The 18,851-nt window shown below is 47.6% G+C and carries 16 protein-coding genes; 10 read left to right on the forward strand and 6 right to left on the reverse strand.

Going from position 1 to position 18,851, the window contains the following annotated elements:
- Positions 1-42 precede the first annotated feature (42 nt).
- The 7 genes from pilW (at position 43) to der (ending at position 8,298) form a co-directional block, all read left to right on the forward strand.
- Entirely contained in the window at positions 43-1,368 is a 1,326-nt protein-coding gene (gene pilW / locus AC121Z_RS04705) for a type IV pilus biogenesis/stability protein PilW (RefSeq protein ID WP_498127115.1), read from the forward strand.
- Positions 1,369-1,378: 10 nt separating this feature from the next.
- Complete coding sequence (locus tag AC121Z_RS04710; protein WP_498127116.1) at positions 1,379-2,377, forward strand: RodZ domain-containing protein; 999 nt, start codon at positions 1,379-1,381, stop codon at positions 2,375-2,377.
- Between the two features lie 7 nt (positions 2,378-2,384).
- Complete coding sequence (gene ispG / locus AC121Z_RS04715) at positions 2,385-3,518, forward strand: flavodoxin-dependent (E)-4-hydroxy-3-methylbut-2-enyl-diphosphate synthase (protein WP_498127118.1); 1,134 nt, start codon at positions 2,385-2,387, stop codon at positions 3,516-3,518.
- 92 nt (positions 3,519-3,610) lie between these two features.
- Positions 3,611-4,891 carry a histidine--tRNA ligase gene (gene hisS, locus AC121Z_RS04720; RefSeq protein ID WP_498127120.1) on the forward strand — a complete coding sequence of 427 codons (1,281 nt, stop codon included), beginning with the start codon at positions 3,611-3,613 and terminating at the stop codon, positions 4,889-4,891.
- Between the two features lie 54 nt (positions 4,892-4,945).
- On the forward strand, positions 4,946-5,563 hold the full coding sequence (locus tag AC121Z_RS04725; protein WP_498127122.1) for a YfgM family protein: 618 nt from the start codon (positions 4,946-4,948) through the stop codon (positions 5,561-5,563).
- 10 nt (positions 5,564-5,573) lie between these two features.
- A complete protein-coding gene (gene bamB / locus AC121Z_RS04730; RefSeq protein WP_498127124.1) occupies positions 5,574-6,806 on the forward strand; it encodes an outer membrane protein assembly factor BamB in 1,233 nt (410 codons plus the stop codon).
- Positions 6,807-6,852: 46 nt separating this feature from the next.
- On the forward strand, positions 6,853-8,298 hold the full coding sequence (der, locus tag AC121Z_RS04735) for a ribosome biogenesis GTPase Der (RefSeq protein WP_498127125.1): 1,446 nt from the start codon (positions 6,853-6,855) through the stop codon (positions 8,296-8,298).
- Positions 8,299-8,300: 2 nt separating this feature from the next.
- Here the strand turns inward: der and AC121Z_RS04740 are convergent, their stop codons facing one another.
- Both AC121Z_RS04740 and xseA read right to left on the reverse strand, forming a co-directional pair.
- Positions 8,301-9,380 carry a hypothetical protein gene (locus tag AC121Z_RS04740; protein WP_498127127.1) on the reverse strand — a complete coding sequence of 360 codons (1,080 nt, stop codon included), beginning with the start codon at positions 9,378-9,380 and terminating at the stop codon, positions 8,301-8,303.
- 118 nt (positions 9,381-9,498) lie between these two features.
- Positions 9,499-10,845 carry an exodeoxyribonuclease VII large subunit gene (gene xseA / locus AC121Z_RS04745; protein ID WP_498127128.1) on the reverse strand — a complete coding sequence of 449 codons (1,347 nt, stop codon included), beginning with the start codon at positions 10,843-10,845 and terminating at the stop codon, positions 9,499-9,501.
- A 104-nt stretch (positions 10,846-10,949) separates the two neighbouring features.
- Here xseA and guaB point away from each other — a divergent pair, with 104 nt between their 5' ends.
- Positions 10,950-12,419 (forward strand): IMP dehydrogenase, encoded by a 1,470-nt coding sequence (gene guaB / locus AC121Z_RS04750; RefSeq protein ID WP_498127129.1) that lies wholly within the window; start codon positions 10,950-10,952, stop codon positions 12,417-12,419.
- 69 nt (positions 12,420-12,488) lie between these two features.
- Positions 12,489-14,066 (forward strand): glutamine-hydrolyzing GMP synthase, encoded by a 1,578-nt coding sequence (gene guaA / locus AC121Z_RS04755; RefSeq protein ID WP_498127130.1) that lies wholly within the window; start codon positions 12,489-12,491, stop codon positions 14,064-14,066.
- 140 nt (positions 14,067-14,206) lie between these two features.
- Here the strand turns inward: guaA and AC121Z_RS04760 are convergent, their stop codons facing one another.
- The 4 genes from AC121Z_RS04760 to AC121Z_RS04775 form a co-directional block, all read right to left on the reverse strand.
- The gene (locus tag AC121Z_RS04760) at positions 14,207-14,659 is read right to left on the reverse strand and encodes an NfeD family protein (protein WP_498127132.1); all 453 of its coding nucleotides are present in this window, start codon (positions 14,657-14,659) and stop codon (positions 14,207-14,209) included.
- 10 nt (positions 14,660-14,669) lie between these two features.
- Entirely contained in the window at positions 14,670-15,611 is a 942-nt protein-coding gene (locus AC121Z_RS04765; protein WP_498127133.1) for an SPFH domain-containing protein, read from the reverse strand.
- Positions 15,612-15,709: 98 nt separating this feature from the next.
- Positions 15,710-16,168: a hypothetical protein gene (locus AC121Z_RS04770; RefSeq protein ID WP_498127135.1), complete on the reverse strand. Its 459-nt coding sequence runs from the start codon at positions 16,166-16,168 to the stop codon at positions 15,710-15,712.
- Between the two features lie 132 nt (positions 16,169-16,300).
- Positions 16,301-16,975 carry a nitroreductase family protein gene (locus AC121Z_RS04775; RefSeq protein ID WP_498127137.1) on the reverse strand — a complete coding sequence of 225 codons (675 nt, stop codon included), beginning with the start codon at positions 16,973-16,975 and terminating at the stop codon, positions 16,301-16,303.
- A gap of 164 nt (positions 16,976-17,139) precedes the next feature.
- On the opposite strand from AC121Z_RS04775, the gene AC121Z_RS04780 reads away from it, so the two are divergent.
- Entirely contained in the window at positions 17,140-18,768 is a 1,629-nt protein-coding gene (locus tag AC121Z_RS04780; RefSeq protein ID WP_498127139.1) for a methyl-accepting chemotaxis protein, read from the forward strand.
- Positions 18,769-18,851: the final 83 nt, after the last annotated feature.

Below are 18,851 nucleotides of genomic sequence, written 5' to 3' on the forward strand. Positions count from 1 at the left end.
AGATTTGCGTAGATAACTCTAACGACCTGAATGAGCATTTGAATGTTTGTACGACTATTAGGTTTTCTGCTTTTACTGACTTTAGCTGGCTGTGTTAGTGAGCCATTGCCTGAGGGCTTTGAAAGAAGCAATGATTTTGATCAGGTTGAAGCGGCAAAAACGCGCATCTCCTTAGGCTTGACCTATCTAAAAAACGGCAATTACACCCAGGCAAAAATCAATTTAGATAAAGCATTAGAGTTTGCGCCAAGATTGGCTGATGCGCACTACAGTTTGGCGTATTACTATCAAGTTGTAGAAGAAGTCGCACGCGCAGAACAAGCCTATCAAAATGCGCTGGATTTAGATCCAAGAAATCCTGACATTGCCAATAGTTATGGTGCGTTTCTCTGTCAGCAAGGGCGTTACGATCAAGCGAAGAAGTTCTTTATGCAAGCGGTTAACAGCCAGACTTACGCTAACTCAGCAGAAACCTATGAAAATATCGCGTTGTGCAGCTTAAGTCAGGAACGACCAAATGAAGCCATTGAGTACCTGCAAACCGCACTGAAACATCAACCAACCCGCGCCAAGAGTTTGTTTTTATTGGCTGAACTACAAATCGCAGATGAACAATTTGCCCTGGCGAAGCAAACCTTAACGCGTTACCAGCGCGTTGCTCGCGTGACTGCAGAAACGCTATGGATGCAAGTGCAAATTGCCGAAGGCCTCGCGCAACATGAGGACGCGAAAGGGTACGGTGAAATGCTCATGCGCATGTATCCGCGCCACCCGTTAACGCAGCGCTATTTAGCTAGCTTAACCAAGCCCCAAGTGACGAATAAGGTTGCAGTGCAGCCACAGCCAGTCGCCAAGCCAGTGACATCTGACCTACCGGCAACGCCGGTTGTCAACGAACCCACGTTACCGGTGGCAGATAAAGGAACCGTAGAGGCTGTGAACGCAGCACAGAGCAATGTCGCGCTCGAAAATACTGATGTTGCGGCAAATGAATCGAGCACTGGCGATATTTTACAAGCCACCGATGATGAAAATGCTGGTCAAGCTGCAGCGGATGAAAAAGTAACCGAGCCACCGACGGAAAGTAATGCAGACCTCAGTACGCAAGTTGTTAACACTGATGGAACTGCCGCAGACGACGCGGTTGAGCGTGACGATGCAACTGGCAGTGAAGCAGAGAAAAGTGAACCTGAGAGTACGATCACACAGCATGTGGTGAGTGCAGGTGAAAACCTGTATCGCATTTCGCTACGCTACAACGTTAAAATGAGTAGTCTTATTGAATGGAACCAGTTACCCGAGAACGGGTCAATTCAAAGAGGCATGACACTATGGGTAGTAGACCCAGCAAATATTTCGAACGAGTAAACTGATTTCCATGACAGAAAATCAAGCGGAACAAGAAGAGCAGCCGTCTGGGCCGAGCGTTGGGCAACAACTCAAGGCCGCGCGCGAGGCTCAAGGTCTCTCGCAACAGGCGCTGGCCGATAAACTATTTTTAAAAATCAGCGTAATTGAACAATTAGAAGCCGACGATACCAGTCACGGCACGTCACCAACGTTTATTAAAGGTTATGTACGCTTGTACGCTAAGAATGTCGGGCTTGATCCCGAACCATTGTTGGCTGAATTAAGTCAAGATGCGAACGTGCAAAAAACGCCTCACAAGCTGCAGAGCTTTTCTAAGCGAGTATCCAAAGAGGCAAATGATAGTCGCTGGATGATGTTGACCTACTTTATTTTGATTGTGGTCATAGCGCTGTTTATTTTGTGGTGGTACCAGCAGGCAGAAACGACGGCCATGGAGCTTAATGATGATGCCAATACTCGTTTTGCGACCGCGACGCAAAGTGGAGATGGTGATGCGACTGCAATTGACGCCGCCAATGAAGACAGTGGATTTGCAGTTACAAACGAACAATCACTAACGCCTGGCCCATCGACGACGCCAGTACAATCTGAACCTGCCGTTAACGATGCGGCGTTGTCGGCGGTAACTAACTCAGCTGCTGAACTAATTGCACCCGCGGGCGCTGTTGCTGACAGTGCTAATGAAATGACCGACAGTGTAGCCGCGCTTAGCGTTTCGCAAGAGGCCGCGGAAAGTATAGAGGAAGCGTCTGTTGTTGCTGATTTAGTTGAGTTGGTTTTTACTTTTAACGACGATTGTTGGGTCAATATCACTGACGCAACGGGTGAAGCGATTGCCTTCGGTACTAAAGTGCGTGGACGGGTGATGCCGATAAGTGGTGTACCGCCATTTGAAGTAACTTTAGGAGCCCCACAAAATGTGGCTATTTCGTATGCTGGAGAACCTGTTGATATGAGTGATATTCCAGCCGGTCGTAGTGCCCGAATTAGTTTACCGCGACAGTAGGATATCCATGTTTGCAGAGTCTCCAATCATTCGACGCAAGTCGTCACGAATTTATGTCGGCAACGTGCCCATTGGCGATGGTGCGCCGATTGCAGTCCAATCCATGACCAATACGCCGACTACCGATGTAGCTGCAACGGTAGCGCAGATCAAACGTATCCAAGCGGTAGGTGGCGAGATTGTAAGAGTCTCAGTACCCACCATGGACGCCGCCGAAGCATTCAAGCAAATCAAGCAACAGGTCACGGTGCCTTTGGTCGCCGATATTCACTTTGATTACCGGATTGCGCTTAAAGTCGCTGAGTATGGCGCTGATTGTTTACGCATTAACCCTGGAAATATAGGCAAGATGGATCGGGTGCGCGCTGTTGTGGACTGTGCGGCCGATAAAAATATTCCGATCCGCATCGGTGTCAATGGTGGTTCACTCGAAAAAGACTTACAGGAAAAGTATGGCGAGCCAACGCCTGAGGCATTAGTTGAGTCAGCCATGCGGCACGTAGATATTCTCGATCAACTGAATTTTGACCAATTTAAAGTTAGTGTCAAAGCGTCAGATGTGTTTCTGGCAGTGGGTGCCTATCGTTTGTTAGCCAAGCAAATTAATAATCCATTGCACTTAGGCATTACTGAAGCTGGTGGTTTCCGTTCAGGCGCGGTGAAAAGTGCGGTGGGACTTGGCATGCTGCTCGCGGAAGGGATTGGCGATACCATTCGGATTTCGTTAGCCGCTGATCCGGTAGAAGAAATTAAAGTCGGCTTCGATATCCTGAAGTCGCTACGCATTCGCTCACGTGGGATTAATTTCATTGCGTGTCCAAGTTGCTCGCGTCAGGAGTTTGATGTGATTGGCACAGTCAACGCACTTGAAGAACGCTTGGATGATATTTTAACCCCAATGGACGTATCTATCATTGGTTGTGTCGTAAATGGTCCGGGCGAAGCTGAAGTTTCAGACTTAGGCTTAACGGGGGCACGCAACATGAGTGGGTTCTATTTGGACGGCAAACGTCAGAAAGAACGCCTCAGCAATGATGACTTGGTGGCACAATTGGAACAACGCATTCGTGCAAAAGCCGCAGCGTTGGATGAGCGTAACAAAATTGATGTAAAAACCCTCGATAGCGACACTTCAGCATAAGTGCAATAAAACCACATAAGTGGTTTGTTGTTTTGTCGCATAGCCCCTATAATACGGGGCTTTTTATTAACCATTCAGATTTGAGTTAAACCGTGTCTAAACAACTCCAAGCCATCCGTGGTATGAATGATGGATTGCCCGACCAATTAAAGCTTTGGCAGTGGGTGGAGGCGCGTTTGCGTCGCGTAGTCGCTAGCTATGGCTACCAGGAAATTCGCACCCCAATAGTCGAAAGCACTGATTTGTTCAAACGTTCCATCGGTGAAGTCACTGATATTGTTGAAAAAGAAATGTATACCTTTGATGATCGCAACGGTGACAGTTTGACCCTGCGGCCAGAGGGAACGGCCAGTTGTGTGCGTGCCGGTAATCAGCATGGCTTACTGTATAATCAACAACAGCGCCTTTGGTATATGGGTCCAATGTTTCGGCATGAGCGCCCACAGAAGGGGCGTTATCGGCAGTTTCACCAGTTTGGTGTTGAAGCGTTTGGCCTGTCTGGACCCGATATTGATATTGAATTGATAGCGATGAGTGCCCGCTTGTGGCGTGAGTTTGGCATTCAAGATGCGGTTTCATTACAGCTTAATTCATTAGGTTCACCAGCGGCCAGAGCACGTTATCGCGATGCCTTAGTGGATTTCTTGCAGCAGCATGAATCGGCTCTGGATGAAGACAGTAAGCGGCGTCTTACAACTAACCCGTTGCGCGTGCTAGATAGTAAAAATCCGGAAGTGCAGGCGATCGTACAAGATGCTCCGCGCTTGTTGGATTATCTGGATGAAGAATCGGCACAACATTTTGCAAAACTGTGTGAACGATTGACGGATTTAGGTATCTCATTTGAGGTTAATCCGCGCTTGGTGCGTGGTTTAGATTATTATAATCAGACCGTGTTTGAATGGGTTACCGATGCGCTCGGTGCGCAGGGAACTGTGCTTGCCGGCGGGCGTTATGATGGTCTTGTGGAACAGCTTGGCGGGCGGCCAACGCCGGCGGTTGGGTTTGCCATGGGCCTTGAGCGATTGGTGTTATTGATTGAGACCTTGCAGGTTGCTGAGATTGATGATGCCCAAGCGGACGTATACATAATGCCGATGTCAGAAAACGAGTTTGTGTATGCCATGCAAGTGGCAGAATCACTGCGTGCCAGTTTGCCAGACGCCAATGTGCAGTTGCATTGCGGGGGCGGCAACATGAAAAAACAATTTAAGCGCGCAGATAAAACCGGCGCTGCAGTGGCTTTGGTGATAGGTGAAGCTGAAATGCAAGCACAAGCCGTTGGCTTTAAACCGCTGCGCACCGATGATGCGCAACAAAGCATCGAGTTAGCGGTGCTACCGTCGCGGGTGCGACAGATATTAGAGAATTAAATTTTAGTTTATTTTGTGAACCGGGTTAGGCCTGGAAGTAATGAGGGAAATGCAGTGGAACAGTTCGCAACAGAAGAACAACAAGTAGAAGCAATCAAGCGATTCTGGAAAGACAATGGGATGGCCATCGTGATTGGTGCCGTGCTTGGTCTCGGTGGTTTATGGGGCTGGCGTTATTACTCTGATAGTCAGATTGCAGCCAAAGAGCAAGCATCTGTCGCCTACCAAAATGTTGTGCAAAATTTACAGTCCGAGAACGGTAATGCTCAGGCAGAAGCTTTTCTTGACGAATATGCAGACTCTGGATATGCCGCGATTACCGCTCTGGTAATGGCTGCAAAAGCAGTGCAAGACAATGATCTCGGCAAAGCCAACGAGTACTTGCAGGCAGCGATTAATGCACAGGATGCCGCGGTGCGAGATGTGGCACATTTACGTTTAGCACGAGTTTTACTAGCACAGGATGACGCGCAAGCAGCATTGCAGCATGCAGACGAAGTAAAGAACGCCGCGTTTAATGCGCAGGTTGAAGAGTTAAAAGGCGATGCATATCTACAGATGCAAGATTTTGTGCAGGCGCGCTTAGCGTATGGTAATGCAGTTGAGGCTGCACCGGAAAATCGAATGGTAAAAATGAAGTTGGATAATCTTGCCATTGCTTCAGAGAGCTAAAGGAGTGGCTGTGAAATTATTGAAACCTTCGCTCTTGGTGTTAGGAACTTTACTGGTTTCTGGTTGCGCAACTATTTCAGATTGGTTTGCTGACGAAGAAGAGTTAGAAATTCGGCGCTTAGCTCCCATTGACGCTCAGTTTCAACCGCAAAAGTTGTGGGATGAAGACATTGGTCATGGGGTAGAGAACTATTTTTCACGGCTTCAGCCGGCCCTCGCGTACGGTAATGTATTTGTCGCAAATCGTCAGGGTGACGTATACGCACTCGACCAAGCCACTGGCAAGGCAGTGTGGCAGCGTGACTTTGCCGAATACCCAGATGAAGGATTTTTCAGCGGTTTAGCGTCGCTATGGTCAAGTGGTATTTCAGCCAAAATTTCCGGCGGTATTACTGTGGTTGCGGATACCCTGTATTTCGGTACTGAAGATGGCTGGGTATATGCGTTAAACGCGCAAACGGGCGAGACTTTATGGCAAGTCGATGTACGCGGTGAGGTGTTATCCGCACCGGCAGTAGAAAGCGGTATTGTAGTGGTAAATACAGGCGCAGGCTCAATGCTGGCGTTAAACAGTAGCGATGGGCGTGAATTGTGGCGGACCGATAGTGAGGTTCCACCATTATCCTTGCGCGGCTTATCTGCACCTGTGGCGAGTAATGGTGGGGCAATTGTTGGAACACCTACCGGTAAGTTACAAGTCAATATCTTAGAGTCTGGTTTGATGGCTTGGGAACAAGTCATTAGTGCACCGAGTGGGGCTACTGAGTTAGAACGCATTGTCGATATTGACGCCAAACCGCTGGTATTCGCTGGTACCATCTATACTATTAGTTTTGGTGGTACTTTAGCGGCTGTTGAGTTACGCACTGGTCGGGTGATTTGGAAGCGTGAGTACGCGGCTTATCAATCACTTGCAGTCGCCGGTAATACACTGTTTGTCGTGGACAACAATAGTCACGTTTATGCTATTGACCGTCGCAATGGGGTCGAAATGTGGTCTCAAGGCCGCTTAAAGGGCCGCGATTTGTCAGCACCTGCAGTTATGAATGATACGGTGGTGGTCGGTGATAAGTTTGGCTTCTTGCATTGGTTAAATCAGTCCGATGGTGAGCTTGTTGCACGCTTTGCGCTTGGGGATGATGATGAAGATGAATCAGTGTTTGTCGCACCCGTAGTGGACGGTAATCGTTTGTTTGCCACGACCCGTGATGGCGTGGTTGCGGCTATTGAAGTCACGCGTTAGGCCGCCGCAGCGGTTTGAGATAATTTTTTAGGATGCAAGGTTTTCTATGTTGCCTGTAATTGCTTTAGTCGGACGACCTAACGTGGGTAAATCGACGTTATTTAATCGTCTGACTAAAACTCGCGATGCCCTCGTGGCTGATTTTCCGGGACTAACCCGGGACCGTAAATACGGGCAGGCAAAGGCTGATGGTCTTGGCTTTATTGTTGTCGATACCGGCGGGATCTCTGGCGATGAGGAGGGTATTGATGCTGCAATGGCTGAGCAATCTTTACTCGCCATTGTAGAAGCTGATGTTGTCTTCTTTTTAGTCGATGCGCGCGCAGGTTTAACGCCTGCTGATCAAGGTATTGCTGACCATTTGCGTAAATCAGAAAAGCAAGTTTATGTGATCGCTAATAAAGTTGATGGTATTGATGGCGATAGTGAAAGTGCCGACTTCTTCGCTCTTGGTTTAGGGCATGTTCACCAGATTGCTGCCGCACACGGGCGGGGGGTAAGTCAGCTCCTGAATGAGGCGGTACGCCCATTAGCGTCTGAATTCCCCGAGATGCAACTTGCGGAGCAAACGCAGGAAAGCACCGAAGAAGATGCCGAAGCTCAACTGGAGCGCTTGCAAAAGCTACCCATTAAACTTGCGATTGTGGGTAAGCCGAATGTGGGTAAATCAACGTTAACCAATCGGATCCTCGGCGAAGAGCGAGTGGTCGTCTATGATCTACCTGGCACGACCCGAGATAGTGTTTTTATTCCGATGCAGCGCGATGATCGCGAGTATATATTGATCGATACCGCCGGTGTGCGTAAACGCAAAAAAGTGAATGATGCGATTGAAAAGTTTTCCATCGTTAAGACCTTACAGGCGATTGAAGCTGCTAACGTGGTATTGATGATCATTGATGCACGAGAAGGGATCAGCGATCAAGATCTTAGCCTGCTCGGTTTTGTTCTGAACTCTGGGCGCTCACTGGTGCTAGCGGTGAATAAATGGGACGGTTTGCATACGGACGTAAAGGAAGATATTAAGCGCGAGCTGGATCGCCGCCTAGGATTTATTGATTTTGCCCGCTTGCACTTTATTTCTGCACTGCACGGTACGGGCGTTGGGCATTTGTTTGAGTCGGTGCAAGAGGCTTATGCATCGGCAACCCAGCGGGTGAATACGTCCTTGTTAACTCGAATCATGGAAATGGCACAAGATGATCACAAACCGCCTTTAGTGCGCGGTCGTCGGGTGAAGATGAAATACGCGCATGCGGGTGGCTATAACCCACCGGTTATCGTTATCCACGGTAACCAAGTCCAAGATTTACCGGATTCGTATAAACGCTATTTAATGAATTATTTCCGCAAGGCGCTAAAAACTATGGGTACGCCAATTAAAATTGAATTTAGAGAAGGCGCGAATCCATTTGAAGGTAAGAAGAATCAATTAACCCTGGCGCAGCAGCGTAAACGCCGCCGCATGATGGCCTTTCATAATAAAAAATAAGTTTAGCTTTGCGGCTGCTCTCGCAGCGATAGCATCAATGCTGATGGCTCTGGCACATTAATTTTTGGCAGAGCACGTTTCACCATTTCTGTCGCTACACGATCAGGAAAGTTTGCACTGAATTTGATGATCTTATCTTTCGATTGAAAGATATAGGTCGTGGTGAATAACGGCTCACCGCCGTCATCCACTGCGGCCACGTCGAAATATTTGCCCTGGAAATTATTGCTGTCAATATTCCAATCAACCGCCTGGATTGTGCTGATTCTAATTTCTTCAATGTCACGCTTTTGGGCGATCAAAGTAATATCATTGATATCTTTTTGTAATTCTTGAGAGAGATCGCTAGCGCTATTCATATGGTTTTGCGGATCGAAAACCGGATAGACAAATATATCCATCACATCTTTCGGGTAATCCGGGTGCGTATAGCGCGCCACAGCGCCGCGCAGAGGGTCATGGTACAATTGCAGGTCGTCTAACTTGAACGCCGCGATTTCGCGGGGTAACTCTAAATCTTTGAGATAGTCGCTTGCGTTTAGGTGAGCAAATAGATAATCCGCGTTAAACACGCCTTCGGCTTTCGCTTTACTGACAAACGCGTTACTCAGACGCTGGCTAAATTGGTTTTTTTGCTCCTCTTCCAGCAATGTTGTGAGTCCATATTCGAAGGTATAGGAGGCTAATGGAATCGAGCGCCAAGTGACGTCAAATTCAGTTACCATAGTAAAGAAGCGAGTGTCGGTTTGCGCATTGTATGAAGGGATCAGCACATTTGCGATAAGTACCTCATAGTCAAAACCGTTTTCACTTGCGGCTGTATTGCTGAATACATTGCTTGCCGCTAAGGCGTCGAGAAAACTTTGTGGTGCTAAGTAATCCTCAGCACATTGCACATCATTCGACACCGGAGGGCATGCCTGTTGAGTTGCGGCACTGGGATAAGATGAAAATACAGAAACTGGAGGAAGCGTCACTTGTTCATTTATCGCTTGTGCATAAGTCATTGCCGAACGAGTAAATAATAATCCCAAAACAAACGGTAGCACTGCAGCAAGTGCAGTTTTTTGTCCTTTTAACAAGTGCCAAGCCTCCTTAATTTGATGCGCGATGATGACTCACTCATGCGCGAACTACAAGTAAAAAATTGTGTATAAAATCATCAGTCTGTAAGAATTTATTTACCCTATATCTTACAGACTAACGCTTCACCTGCGTGACTTGACTGTGGATTGTGCCGTTCTCAAGCTGAGTTTCTAGTGTGCTACCAACGTCTACGTCGGCAACACTATGGAGCGGTTGCCCGTTTTTATAGGTAATACTAAAACCGCGACTGAGAGTTGCTAATGGGCTTAGCGAGTGTAACTTACCCGCATTCTGATTGAGTTGCTGGGTGGCGCGATAAAAACTGGACTTTAATGCTCTTTGTAGGCGTTCATGCAGCGCGTTGATGCCGCTTTGTTGTTGTTTTAATGCCATTTGCGGAGATGTGCGGAGCAAGCGTTGGGCTAGCTGATCGCTGCGTTGGCGCTGTAGGCGTACTTGCCGCATCGCTTGATTATTTAAGCGTTGTTGTAATTCGTCTAGACGCTGCAGCTGAGTATTTAACTTGCTCTGCGGATGATTGCGTTGAATACCGCGCCATTGCATATTCAATTGCAATTTAGCCTGGGCCAAGTACCGCTCGATGTGATGCGTTAATTGGCGTTGGTAGGATCCTAAAACCTGCAGTTGTTGGCGTTGGTCTTGGCTCACCAATTCTGCCGCAGCGCTTGGTGTAGGGGCTCGCAGGTCGGCAACGAGATCAGCGATGGTAATATCGACTTCGTGACCAACCGCACTAATAATCGGTAATGCTGATGCGGCGATGCAGTGCGCCAGCTGCTCATGGTTAAAACACCACAGGTCTTCTAACGAACCACCACCACGACCAACGATTAATACATCGACTTCTACCCGTTGATTAGCAATTTCAATGGCGTTCATGATTTCTTGATGTGCGCGTTCACCCTGTACTTGAGCGGGATACAAGATGACGCGCGTCGCTGGGGAACGGCGCTTGAGTACCGTTAAAATATCATGCAACGCTGCGCCAGATGGTGAGGTGACTATGCCGACCGTTTGAATGACATTAGGTAGCGGCCGCTTGCGTTCCTGACTAAACAAACCGAGGCTATTTAGTTTTAATTTTAGTGCTTCAAATGCAGCTTGTAGGCTACCAGTGCCATCCAGTTCCATGTATTCGGTGATTAATTGGTAGTCACCGCGCGGTTCATAGAGTGATAGGTTTCCTCGAACCAGCACTTTGTCGCCTTCTTTGGGACGATAATGGATGCGCGAATTGGCGCCCCGAAACATGGCACTTTTGATCTGAGCTTTGTTATCTTTGAGCGTGAAATACCAGTGTCCACTCGCGGCTGCGGTAAAATTAGAAATTTCAGCAGATAACCACACTGTGCCTATTTCCCCCTCAAGCAAGGATTTAACATAGCGATTCAGCTTGGTGACAGAGTAAATTTGGCGAAGGTCTGCAGGTGGTTTCATCATAGTCATAATTTTTATTGGCTTTTATGCGAAAGTCAGTTTACCTGAATTACAAAAAACACTACAATTGCGCCGCAATTAAAACCTTATTATATAGGTGTTGTTGCATGCTCAGAATCGCTAAAGAAGCCCTTACCTTTGATGACGTCTTGTTAGTGCCCGGTCACTCACAAGTGTTACCCCATACTGCCAGTCTAAAAACCCGTTTGACCCGTGCTGTGAGTTTAAATATTCCGATGGTTTCGGCAGCGATGGATACCGTTTCAGAGGCTCGTCTAGCCATTGCACTTGCGCAAGAAGGTGGGATTGGCTTCATCCATAAAAACATGACGGCAGAACAGCAAGCCAAGCATGTCAGAGAAGTGAAAAAATACGAGAGTGGGGTGGTATCTGATCCGGTAACGGTTATGCCAACTGCTACGATCGGTGAAGTCAATGCCTTAAGTCAAAAACTGGGTTACTCGGGCTTTCCTGTTATCGACGCAGATAATAACTTAGTGGGTATTGTGACAGGGCGTGACTTACGTTTCGAAAATCGCTTTGACCAGCCTATCAGTAAGGTTATGACACCAAAAGAACGGCTAGTGACAGTGCAAGAAGGTGCTCCCTCAGATACGGTTTTAGACTTGATGCATGAGCATCGCATCGAAAAGATCCTCGTGGTCGATGATAATTTTAAGTTGTGCGGTCTGATCACAGTTAAGGACTTTCAAAAAGCCGAAAGTAAACCTAACGCCTGTAAAGATGAACTTGGTCGACTCCGTGTCGGTGCGGCAGTGGGCGTAGGCCCTGGCACTGATGAGCGGATTAAGCTATTAGTTGAGGCGAATGTTGATGTGTTACTCATCGATACCTCACATGGTCACTCACAAGGCGTAATTGATCGCGTTAAAGCGATTCGCTCGGCGTATCCCAACGTACAATTGATTGCGGGTAATGTGGCCACGGGTGAGGGCGCTAAAGCCCTCGCTGATGCCGGTGTAGATGCGGTTAAAGTCGGTATAGGTCCTGGTTCCATTTGTACTACCCGTATAGTGACTGGTTGTGGCGTGCCGCAAATCACGGCAGTCAGTGATGCGGTAGAAGCGCTAAAAGGCACTGACATTCCGGTCATTGCGGATGGTGGTATCCGATTCTCCGGCGATATTGCCAAAGCGATTGCAGCAGGCGCAAGTTGCGTGATGGTCGGTAGTATGCTGGCTGGAACCGAAGAAGCACCCGGTGAAGTTGAGCTTTACCAAGGGCGTTATTATAAATCTTATCGGGGGATGGGTTCTCTCGGTGCGATGAATCAAAGCCATGGTTCATCTGATCGTTATTTCCAAGACAGCAATAATGCGGAGAAATTGGTACCAGAAGGTATCGAAGGACGTGTTGCTTACAAAGGCCCGATTGCTAATATTATTCACCAACAAATGGGTGGATTACGCTCAGCGATGGGATTGACCGGTTGTGCAACCATTGACGAATTGCGCACTAAGCCGGAATTTGTCAAGGTCACTGCGGCAGGTATGGGTGAATCACACGTGCATGACGTCAGTATTACTAAAGAAGCACCTAACTACCGTTTAGGTTAAGTTTTTCTTCGCCTTTTTTCAGCGCGTGGCCGATAACGCCACGCGTTTTCTATTTGCAGGAATGTAGCAATGACAACGAATATCCATGATCAACGCATATTAATTCTCGATTTTGGCTCGCAATACACCCAGTTAATTGCGCGTCGAGTGCGCGAAATTGGCGTGTATTGTGAATTATGGGCGTGGGACGTGAGTGAAGCGCAAATCCGTGATTTCAATCCAGATGGAATTATTCTGTCAGGCGGCCCAGAGTCGGTGACGGAAGCGGGTTCACCGCGCGCGCCAGAGTATGTGTTTACTGCGGGCGTTCCGGTGTTGGGCATCTGTTATGGTATGCAAACCATGGCAGAGCAACTGGGGGGCCGCGTGCAAGGCTCTAACATCCGTGAGTTTGGCTATGCACAGGTGGAATTGCTTGAAAGCACACAATTGTTTGAACATATCGAAGATCACATTGGCGAGAACGGGAATGCTTTGATAGATGTTTGGATGAGCCATGGTGACAAGGTTGCAGACATTCCTGACGGTTTCACCACGATCGCTAAGACGACAAGCTGTCCGCATGCTGCGATGGTGAATGTGGATAAACAGTTTTATGGTGTGCAATTTCATCCTGAAGTTACCCACACACGTCAAGGCCAGCGGATCTTGCAACACTTTGTGATGGCCATTTGTGGTTGTGAAAAGTTATGGACACCCGCAGCGATTATTGATGATGCGGTAGAACGCATCAAACAACAGGTCGGTTCAGATAAAGTCATTTTGGGCTTATCTGGTGGTGTCGATTCGTCGGTGACGGCGATGCTGTTGCACCGCGCTATTGGCGAAAACTTGACCTGTGTATTTGTTGATAATGGACTCCTGCGCCTCAATGAAGGCCAGCAAGTGATGGACATGTTCGGTAATCATTTTGGCCTCAATATCATTAAAGTTGATGCTGAAGAACGTTTTCTCAATGCGCTTACGGGCGAGGCTGATCCAGAAGCCAAGCGTAAGATTATCGGTGGTGAATTTGTCAAAGTCTTTGACGAGCAAGCGGCAAATATCACCGATGCTAAATGGTTAGCGCAAGGTACCATTTACCCTGATGTGATAGAGTCAGCAGGCTCTGCGACGGGTAAAGCCCATGTGATCAAGTCACACCATAATGTTGGTGGCTTACCGAAAGATATGAAACTCGGTTTGGTTGAGCCACTACGTGAGCTATTCAAAGATGAAGTGCGCAAGATTGGACTCGAACTAGGACTGCCATACGATATGCTTTATCGCCACCCCTTCCCAGGTCCAGGTCTTGGTGTTCGTGTATTAGGCGAGATCAAAAAAGAATACTGTGATTTGCTCAGACGTGCGGATGCGATTTTCATTGAAGAGCTCCATCGTGCTGAGCTGTACCACAAAGTGAGCCAAGCCTTTACCGTATTTTTACCCGTCCGTTCAGTTGGGGTTATGGGAGATGCGCGCAAGTATGATTGGGTCGTGTCCTTGCGAGCGGTTGAAACTATCGACTTTATGACTGCTCACTGGGCGCATTTGCCGTACGATTTCTTAGGTCACGTATCGAACCGCATCATTAATGAAATCGATGGTATATCTCGTGTGGTCTATGACATTTCAGGTAAACCGCCAGCGACGATTGAGTGGGAATAGCACACGAGTGCTAACTAACTGAAAAGGCTGATTATTTTAATCAGCCTTTTTCTTTATACATATGTGCAAGGCGTCGGATCTCAGTTAGTGCTTGGATACATTGCCTCTGTTGCACTTACTGCGCCTGTCCTGATTACCTTTTAATTCAATGGCTCAACATGCAGCAAGCCAACCTCTACTTGGATAATTTTAACGGCGGTGCCTTTGGCGATCGGATGGGACGATTTAATCTGCCAATCGATCCCTGAAAAACGTTGCTTTGCTTTAATCCCGGGGCCTATATCTGCATCTAATTCGAAAGTATCCCCAATCAAGTCCGATTTAACCGCATTAGGCTGCTTATCTTGCTGCAGCTTTTTCATCGGGCGATAGAGTAAAGCTAAGAGTATGGTGTCGATTACCGCAATTGCGATAAAGGCATGCAGTAAATCCTCGTCGAGGATTCCGCCATACATGAGTCCCGAGGTGATGATAAGAGATAATCCTAGCGTCAACAACAGGACGGTAGTGAACCCTAAAATGACTTCTAAGATCAGGAATATTAGACCGACGCCTAATAATAGGTGGGGCATATTGGTAAGCATATTGTCCATGGAATACCGCCTAGTTTGTCGAACCTAATTTATTGATAATCGTCATAGCCTGTGCGACCACGCCACCAATTTCAGTTGCGTTATCGGGCAACAATACCACCGAAGATTCCTTCGCAATCTTCTCTTTTGCAGCAATAGCGCCTTTCGCCAAATCCAGTTGCACCGCCTTTTGTCCTTCTGCAGTGGCGGCTGCTTTACCGACGGTTTCTAAGGCTTCTGCTTCTGCTTGGGCAACGCGAATTATCGCTTGCGCCTCACCGTCGGCTTTTAGAATTTGCTCTTCGCGGTCGGCCTCGGCGGCTAGTACAATCGCTGCTTTATCACCTTCTGCGCGGTTAATTGCGGCCTGGCGATCACCTTCAGATTCCAGGATTTGTGCCCGCTTTAAACGCTCAGCCTTCATTTGTTGTTCCATCGCGTCTAATACGGAGTTGGGTGGATTAATGTCTTTCAATTCGTAACGTAATACTTGGATCCCCCACGGATTTGCAGCCTCGTTAAGTGCCCCGACGATGGAGCTGTTCAGCGCATCACGTTCTTCAAAGGTTTTATCAAGTTCCATTTTGCCTAGCTCACTGCGCATTGTCGTTTGGGCGAGTTGGGTGACGGCAAATGTGTAGTTTTCTACGCCGTAAGTCGCTTTGTAAGGATCAATGACCCGAAAGTATAGAACGCCATCCACTGAGAGGGTTATGTTGTCTTTGGTGATTGCTGACTGTTCGGGAACATCTACCGCCTGTTCCTTAAGAGAGCGGTCAGCGCCAACGGTATCGATGAAGGGCACGATAAAATTGAGCCCGGCTTCAAGAGTGCGAGTATATTTGCCAAACCGCTCGATAATAAATGCACGATTTTGCGGTACAAATTTGATCGATGCTTTAAGCAGAATGATGACAAAGATGAGTAAGATGGTTTGAAAAGACAGTAGGTAATTGAGTATTTCTTCCAGCATTGTAGGCGCTCCTTGTTATTATGCGTTCACACACAGTTTGCGCTATCTGGATAAATCTGCCGAGTTATCAACGCCTCCGTGCTTGGCAGAATATAGCACTATTTCTTACGATTATTGAACGTTTCGTTGTATACACGTACATCCGGATCGCACATTGACTGTTCTACTGTTGCAATACCGGATTCAATCTCAACCAGCCAGCGTATAAGTTCAGACTCGTCTTGTTCGATCCTTATGGGCATGATGAGTTCTTGTGGATGAAAAGGGATCCCTGCGTGTACGAAAATACTGCGATCGACTATTGCGACGGCCTTGCAACCTGCATTTTGCAGTTGCACGTAGCCTTGCATCATAGTTGGTATCGCATCTTGAGTGATGCCTGCGCTGGGCTCTGGGCGCTGCAACAACACCCAAGAATTTAGATGGGCCGTTGCTTGCAACATGTCTTGGGTTATGCGCTTGACACCAGGCAAGTTAAATCCTTCGGCATAGTCGCATATAAGGCGTCGACCGGATAAGTGAAGTTGATATTTACCATGTACAGGTTCTTGGATCATTAGCCCCCCCGTTCAGCTTATACTTTATAAGCTAAGCTTAAAATCACAAGTCACGCTATTTTTCTGCGACAAAAACTAACCTGATGAGCATGGCATGACACTTTAATGGTGTGCAGAAGGGCCGCGCTTGATTCACAAAAATGTCGCAATTTCTTCCAATGGCTTCTTTTGTTGAGCATGCAGTGGGATGGTTGCGTCTGTAGCAGGATAGCCGGTTACCAATAACATATACGGTCTTTCATCATCTGGCCGTTGGCAAATTTTGGATAAAAACGTCATAGGCTTAGGGGTATGTGTCAACGTGGCAAGACCACTATGGTGTAATGCGGTGATCAACAGACCGGTAGCAATACCAACCGATTCGTGCACGTAGTAATTGGTTTGCTTACGCGAGGCATCCAAACCGCCTTTCTTCTGACTGAAAATAGCGATCAACCAGGGTGCGTGCTCCAAATAAGGTTTATTTGCATCGGTGCCTAACGGTTTTAATGCATCTAACCATTCCTCTCCAGCTCGCCCCTCATAAAAGCCGCGCTCATGGGCCTCAGCCTGCTCACGCACTTGTCGTTTAACGTCACTGGAATGGATCGCTACAAAGTGCCATGGTTGGTGGTTGGCTCCGTTTGGGGCGGTTCCTGCTGCTTTTATGCAGTTTTCAATAATCGTACGAGGTACTTCACGGTCACTGAACTTGCGGATACTGTGTCGCCGTCTTATATCAGCGTAGAAAGACTCTGAGCGCGCGAGCATTTCTGCTGGCGGGTATTCGATGTAATCCGTTAATGGCGTTGCGTCGTGTGATTGCATGGCAGTACTGAAGTGAAAAAAGTGACTTAAATAGTGACATAGACCCTTTGCGTGGTTCAATCGTTGTTTGCTGAAAAATTCCCCACACGCGCTTTCGTATTGGATACTGTCACATCTTTGTCATAGTTTTACGTTTATATTGCCCATTTTCGCGGGAGCACTTCATGCCTCAGTATAAAAGCATCAGTACCTTAGTTATCTTGCCTGTACTCGTGAGTTTGTTGGTTTTATTAGTCCTGTCGGGGATCAGTGTTTATAAAACAACGACTGTTCTGTCTAGCTTCGATCAGCTGGAACGCACCGTTGTGCAGGCTGAACGCGACGTTGCGGCCGTTTTAAGTGATTTTAAAACTCAAGTACAAGAATGGAAAAACGTGCTGTTGCGCGGCCATAAGACAGAGGACCGTGATAAATACTGGGCGCGCTTTAAACAAAAAGAAAGTGATATTCAAACGGCATTGCAACAAATGCAAACGTCTGCCGCATTGAGCCAGGAATCAAAGCAAACCATCGCCGATTTTTTAACCGCTCATGCAACAATGGCAACGGAGTATCGTCGCGGGTATCAGGAATTTATTACCGCTGGCTATGACCCCAAAGTAGGAGACGCGGCCGTTCGCGGCATCGATCGAGAACCAGCAAAACTGCTTACCGAACTCAAAAGTAGTATTGGCAAGCGCGCGGGTCTCGCCGTTACTGATCTGCAAAATCAAACCCGTGCCACACTATTGTTCCTAAGTCTTGCAATTATGGTGATCAGCATCTTGGCCGTGGTTTACGTTATTCGCCGCTTGCGCTCTCAAGTTATTAAGCCGGTTAAACTGATTGCCGCTCAGTTACATTCGATTTCAGCTGGTGAGTATGATCAAATACTGAGTTATCAAAGTGTGAATGAACTTGGCGTGTTGGCCGATGCGACAAGGACCTTACAGGAAAAACTCGCGCAGACGGTAAAGGTTTTGTCACAAACCGAAACGCATGTCCTACAAGCCAGTCATACCCTGGCTGACGTATCCCGTGATATTCATGCCGGTGCACAAAGCCAATCCGATGAATCTGAAAAGCTCAATGGCGTCACTGTGCAATTTGAACAGCACGTTGATGAGCTTATTCGTATTGCTCAGCGTATGGATGTGGTCGCGCGCGACTCGAACAGCAGTATGACAACCTGTTACCAAACATTTGAAAAAGCCAATGCTGGATTTGCTGAGTTAGCAAAGACCGTCACTGCGTCAGGTGAGATCGTCGAAGCATTGCAGCATCGCAGTCGTGATATTCTCGGTGTGGTCAACGTGATCAACGAAATTGCCGATCAAACCAATTTATTAGCGTTAAATGCAGCGATTGAAGCCGCCAGAGCCGGCGAGCAAGGGCGTGGATTTGCTGTGGTGGCCGATGAAGTAAGAGCGCTTGCAGCAAAAACGCAGCATTCGACCAAAGAAATTAATGCGATTTTGAGCAGTTTTGAGCAAGAGGCTCAGGGAGCGGTAAGTGCTATGCAATCAGGTAAAGCATTGTCAGATAATAATGCTGCTGAAGCGAGTCATGCTTTAGGCATGCTGACTACTGCAGTCGCCGGTGTTGAACAAACGGAACAGGAAGCCAAGCAATTATCATTGATTACTGAGCAGCAGCATGCAGTGGCGAGTACAATTCGTAGCGTTGCAACACAAATTGCGACGCTGTCTGAGCAATATAAGGGCGTAGCTGCACGTAAGGATGTTACTGAACATATGCAAGCGGCAACGGGTCAAGTCGATTCGATAGTGGCGCTACTCTATCCAAAACGATAAGGCGCCATTGAGTGGTGTAGTTAATGTGCACTTTATGGCTAATCCGTGCGTACAGGTAATAAAGTAAGTAATTAATGTAGCGA

This window comes from Alteromonas sp. DYW1, assembly GCF_059752595.1.

What these genes read in the sequence shown, in the direction of transcription:
- pilW (WP_498127115.1), top strand. Translation starts at nt 43, where the DNA reads ATGTTTGTACGACTATTAGGTTTTCTGCTTTTACTGACTTTAGCTGGC.
- AC121Z_RS04710 (WP_498127116.1), top strand. Translation starts at nt 1,379, where the DNA reads ATGACAGAAAATCAAGCGGAACAAGAAGAGCAGCCGTCTGGGCCGAGC.
- ispG (WP_498127118.1), top strand. Translation starts at nt 2,385, where the DNA reads ATGTTTGCAGAGTCTCCAATCATTCGACGCAAGTCGTCACGAATTTAT.
- der (WP_498127125.1), top strand. Translation starts at nt 6,853, where the DNA reads ATGTTGCCTGTAATTGCTTTAGTCGGACGACCTAACGTGGGTAAATCG.
- xseA (WP_498127128.1), bottom strand. Translation starts at nt 10,845, where the DNA reads ATGATGAAACCACCTGCAGACCTTCGCCAAATTTACTCTGTCACCAAG.
- guaB (WP_498127129.1), top strand. Translation starts at nt 10,950, where the DNA reads ATGCTCAGAATCGCTAAAGAAGCCCTTACCTTTGATGACGTCTTGTTA.
- guaA (WP_498127130.1), top strand. Translation starts at nt 12,489, where the DNA reads ATGACAACGAATATCCATGATCAACGCATATTAATTCTCGATTTTGGC.
- AC121Z_RS04760 (WP_498127132.1), bottom strand. Translation starts at nt 14,659, where the DNA reads ATGGACAATATGCTTACCAATATGCCCCACCTATTATTAGGCGTCGGT.
- AC121Z_RS04765 (WP_498127133.1), bottom strand. Translation starts at nt 15,611, where the DNA reads ATGCTGGAAGAAATACTCAATTACCTACTGTCTTTTCAAACCATCTTA.
- AC121Z_RS04770 (WP_498127135.1), bottom strand. Translation starts at nt 16,168, where the DNA reads ATGATCCAAGAACCTGTACATGGTAAATATCAACTTCACTTATCCGGT.
- AC121Z_RS04775 (WP_498127137.1), bottom strand. Translation starts at nt 16,975, where the DNA reads ATGCAATCACACGACGCAACGCCATTAACGGATTACATCGAATACCCG.
- AC121Z_RS04780 (WP_498127139.1), top strand. Translation starts at nt 17,140, where the DNA reads ATGCCTCAGTATAAAAGCATCAGTACCTTAGTTATCTTGCCTGTACTC.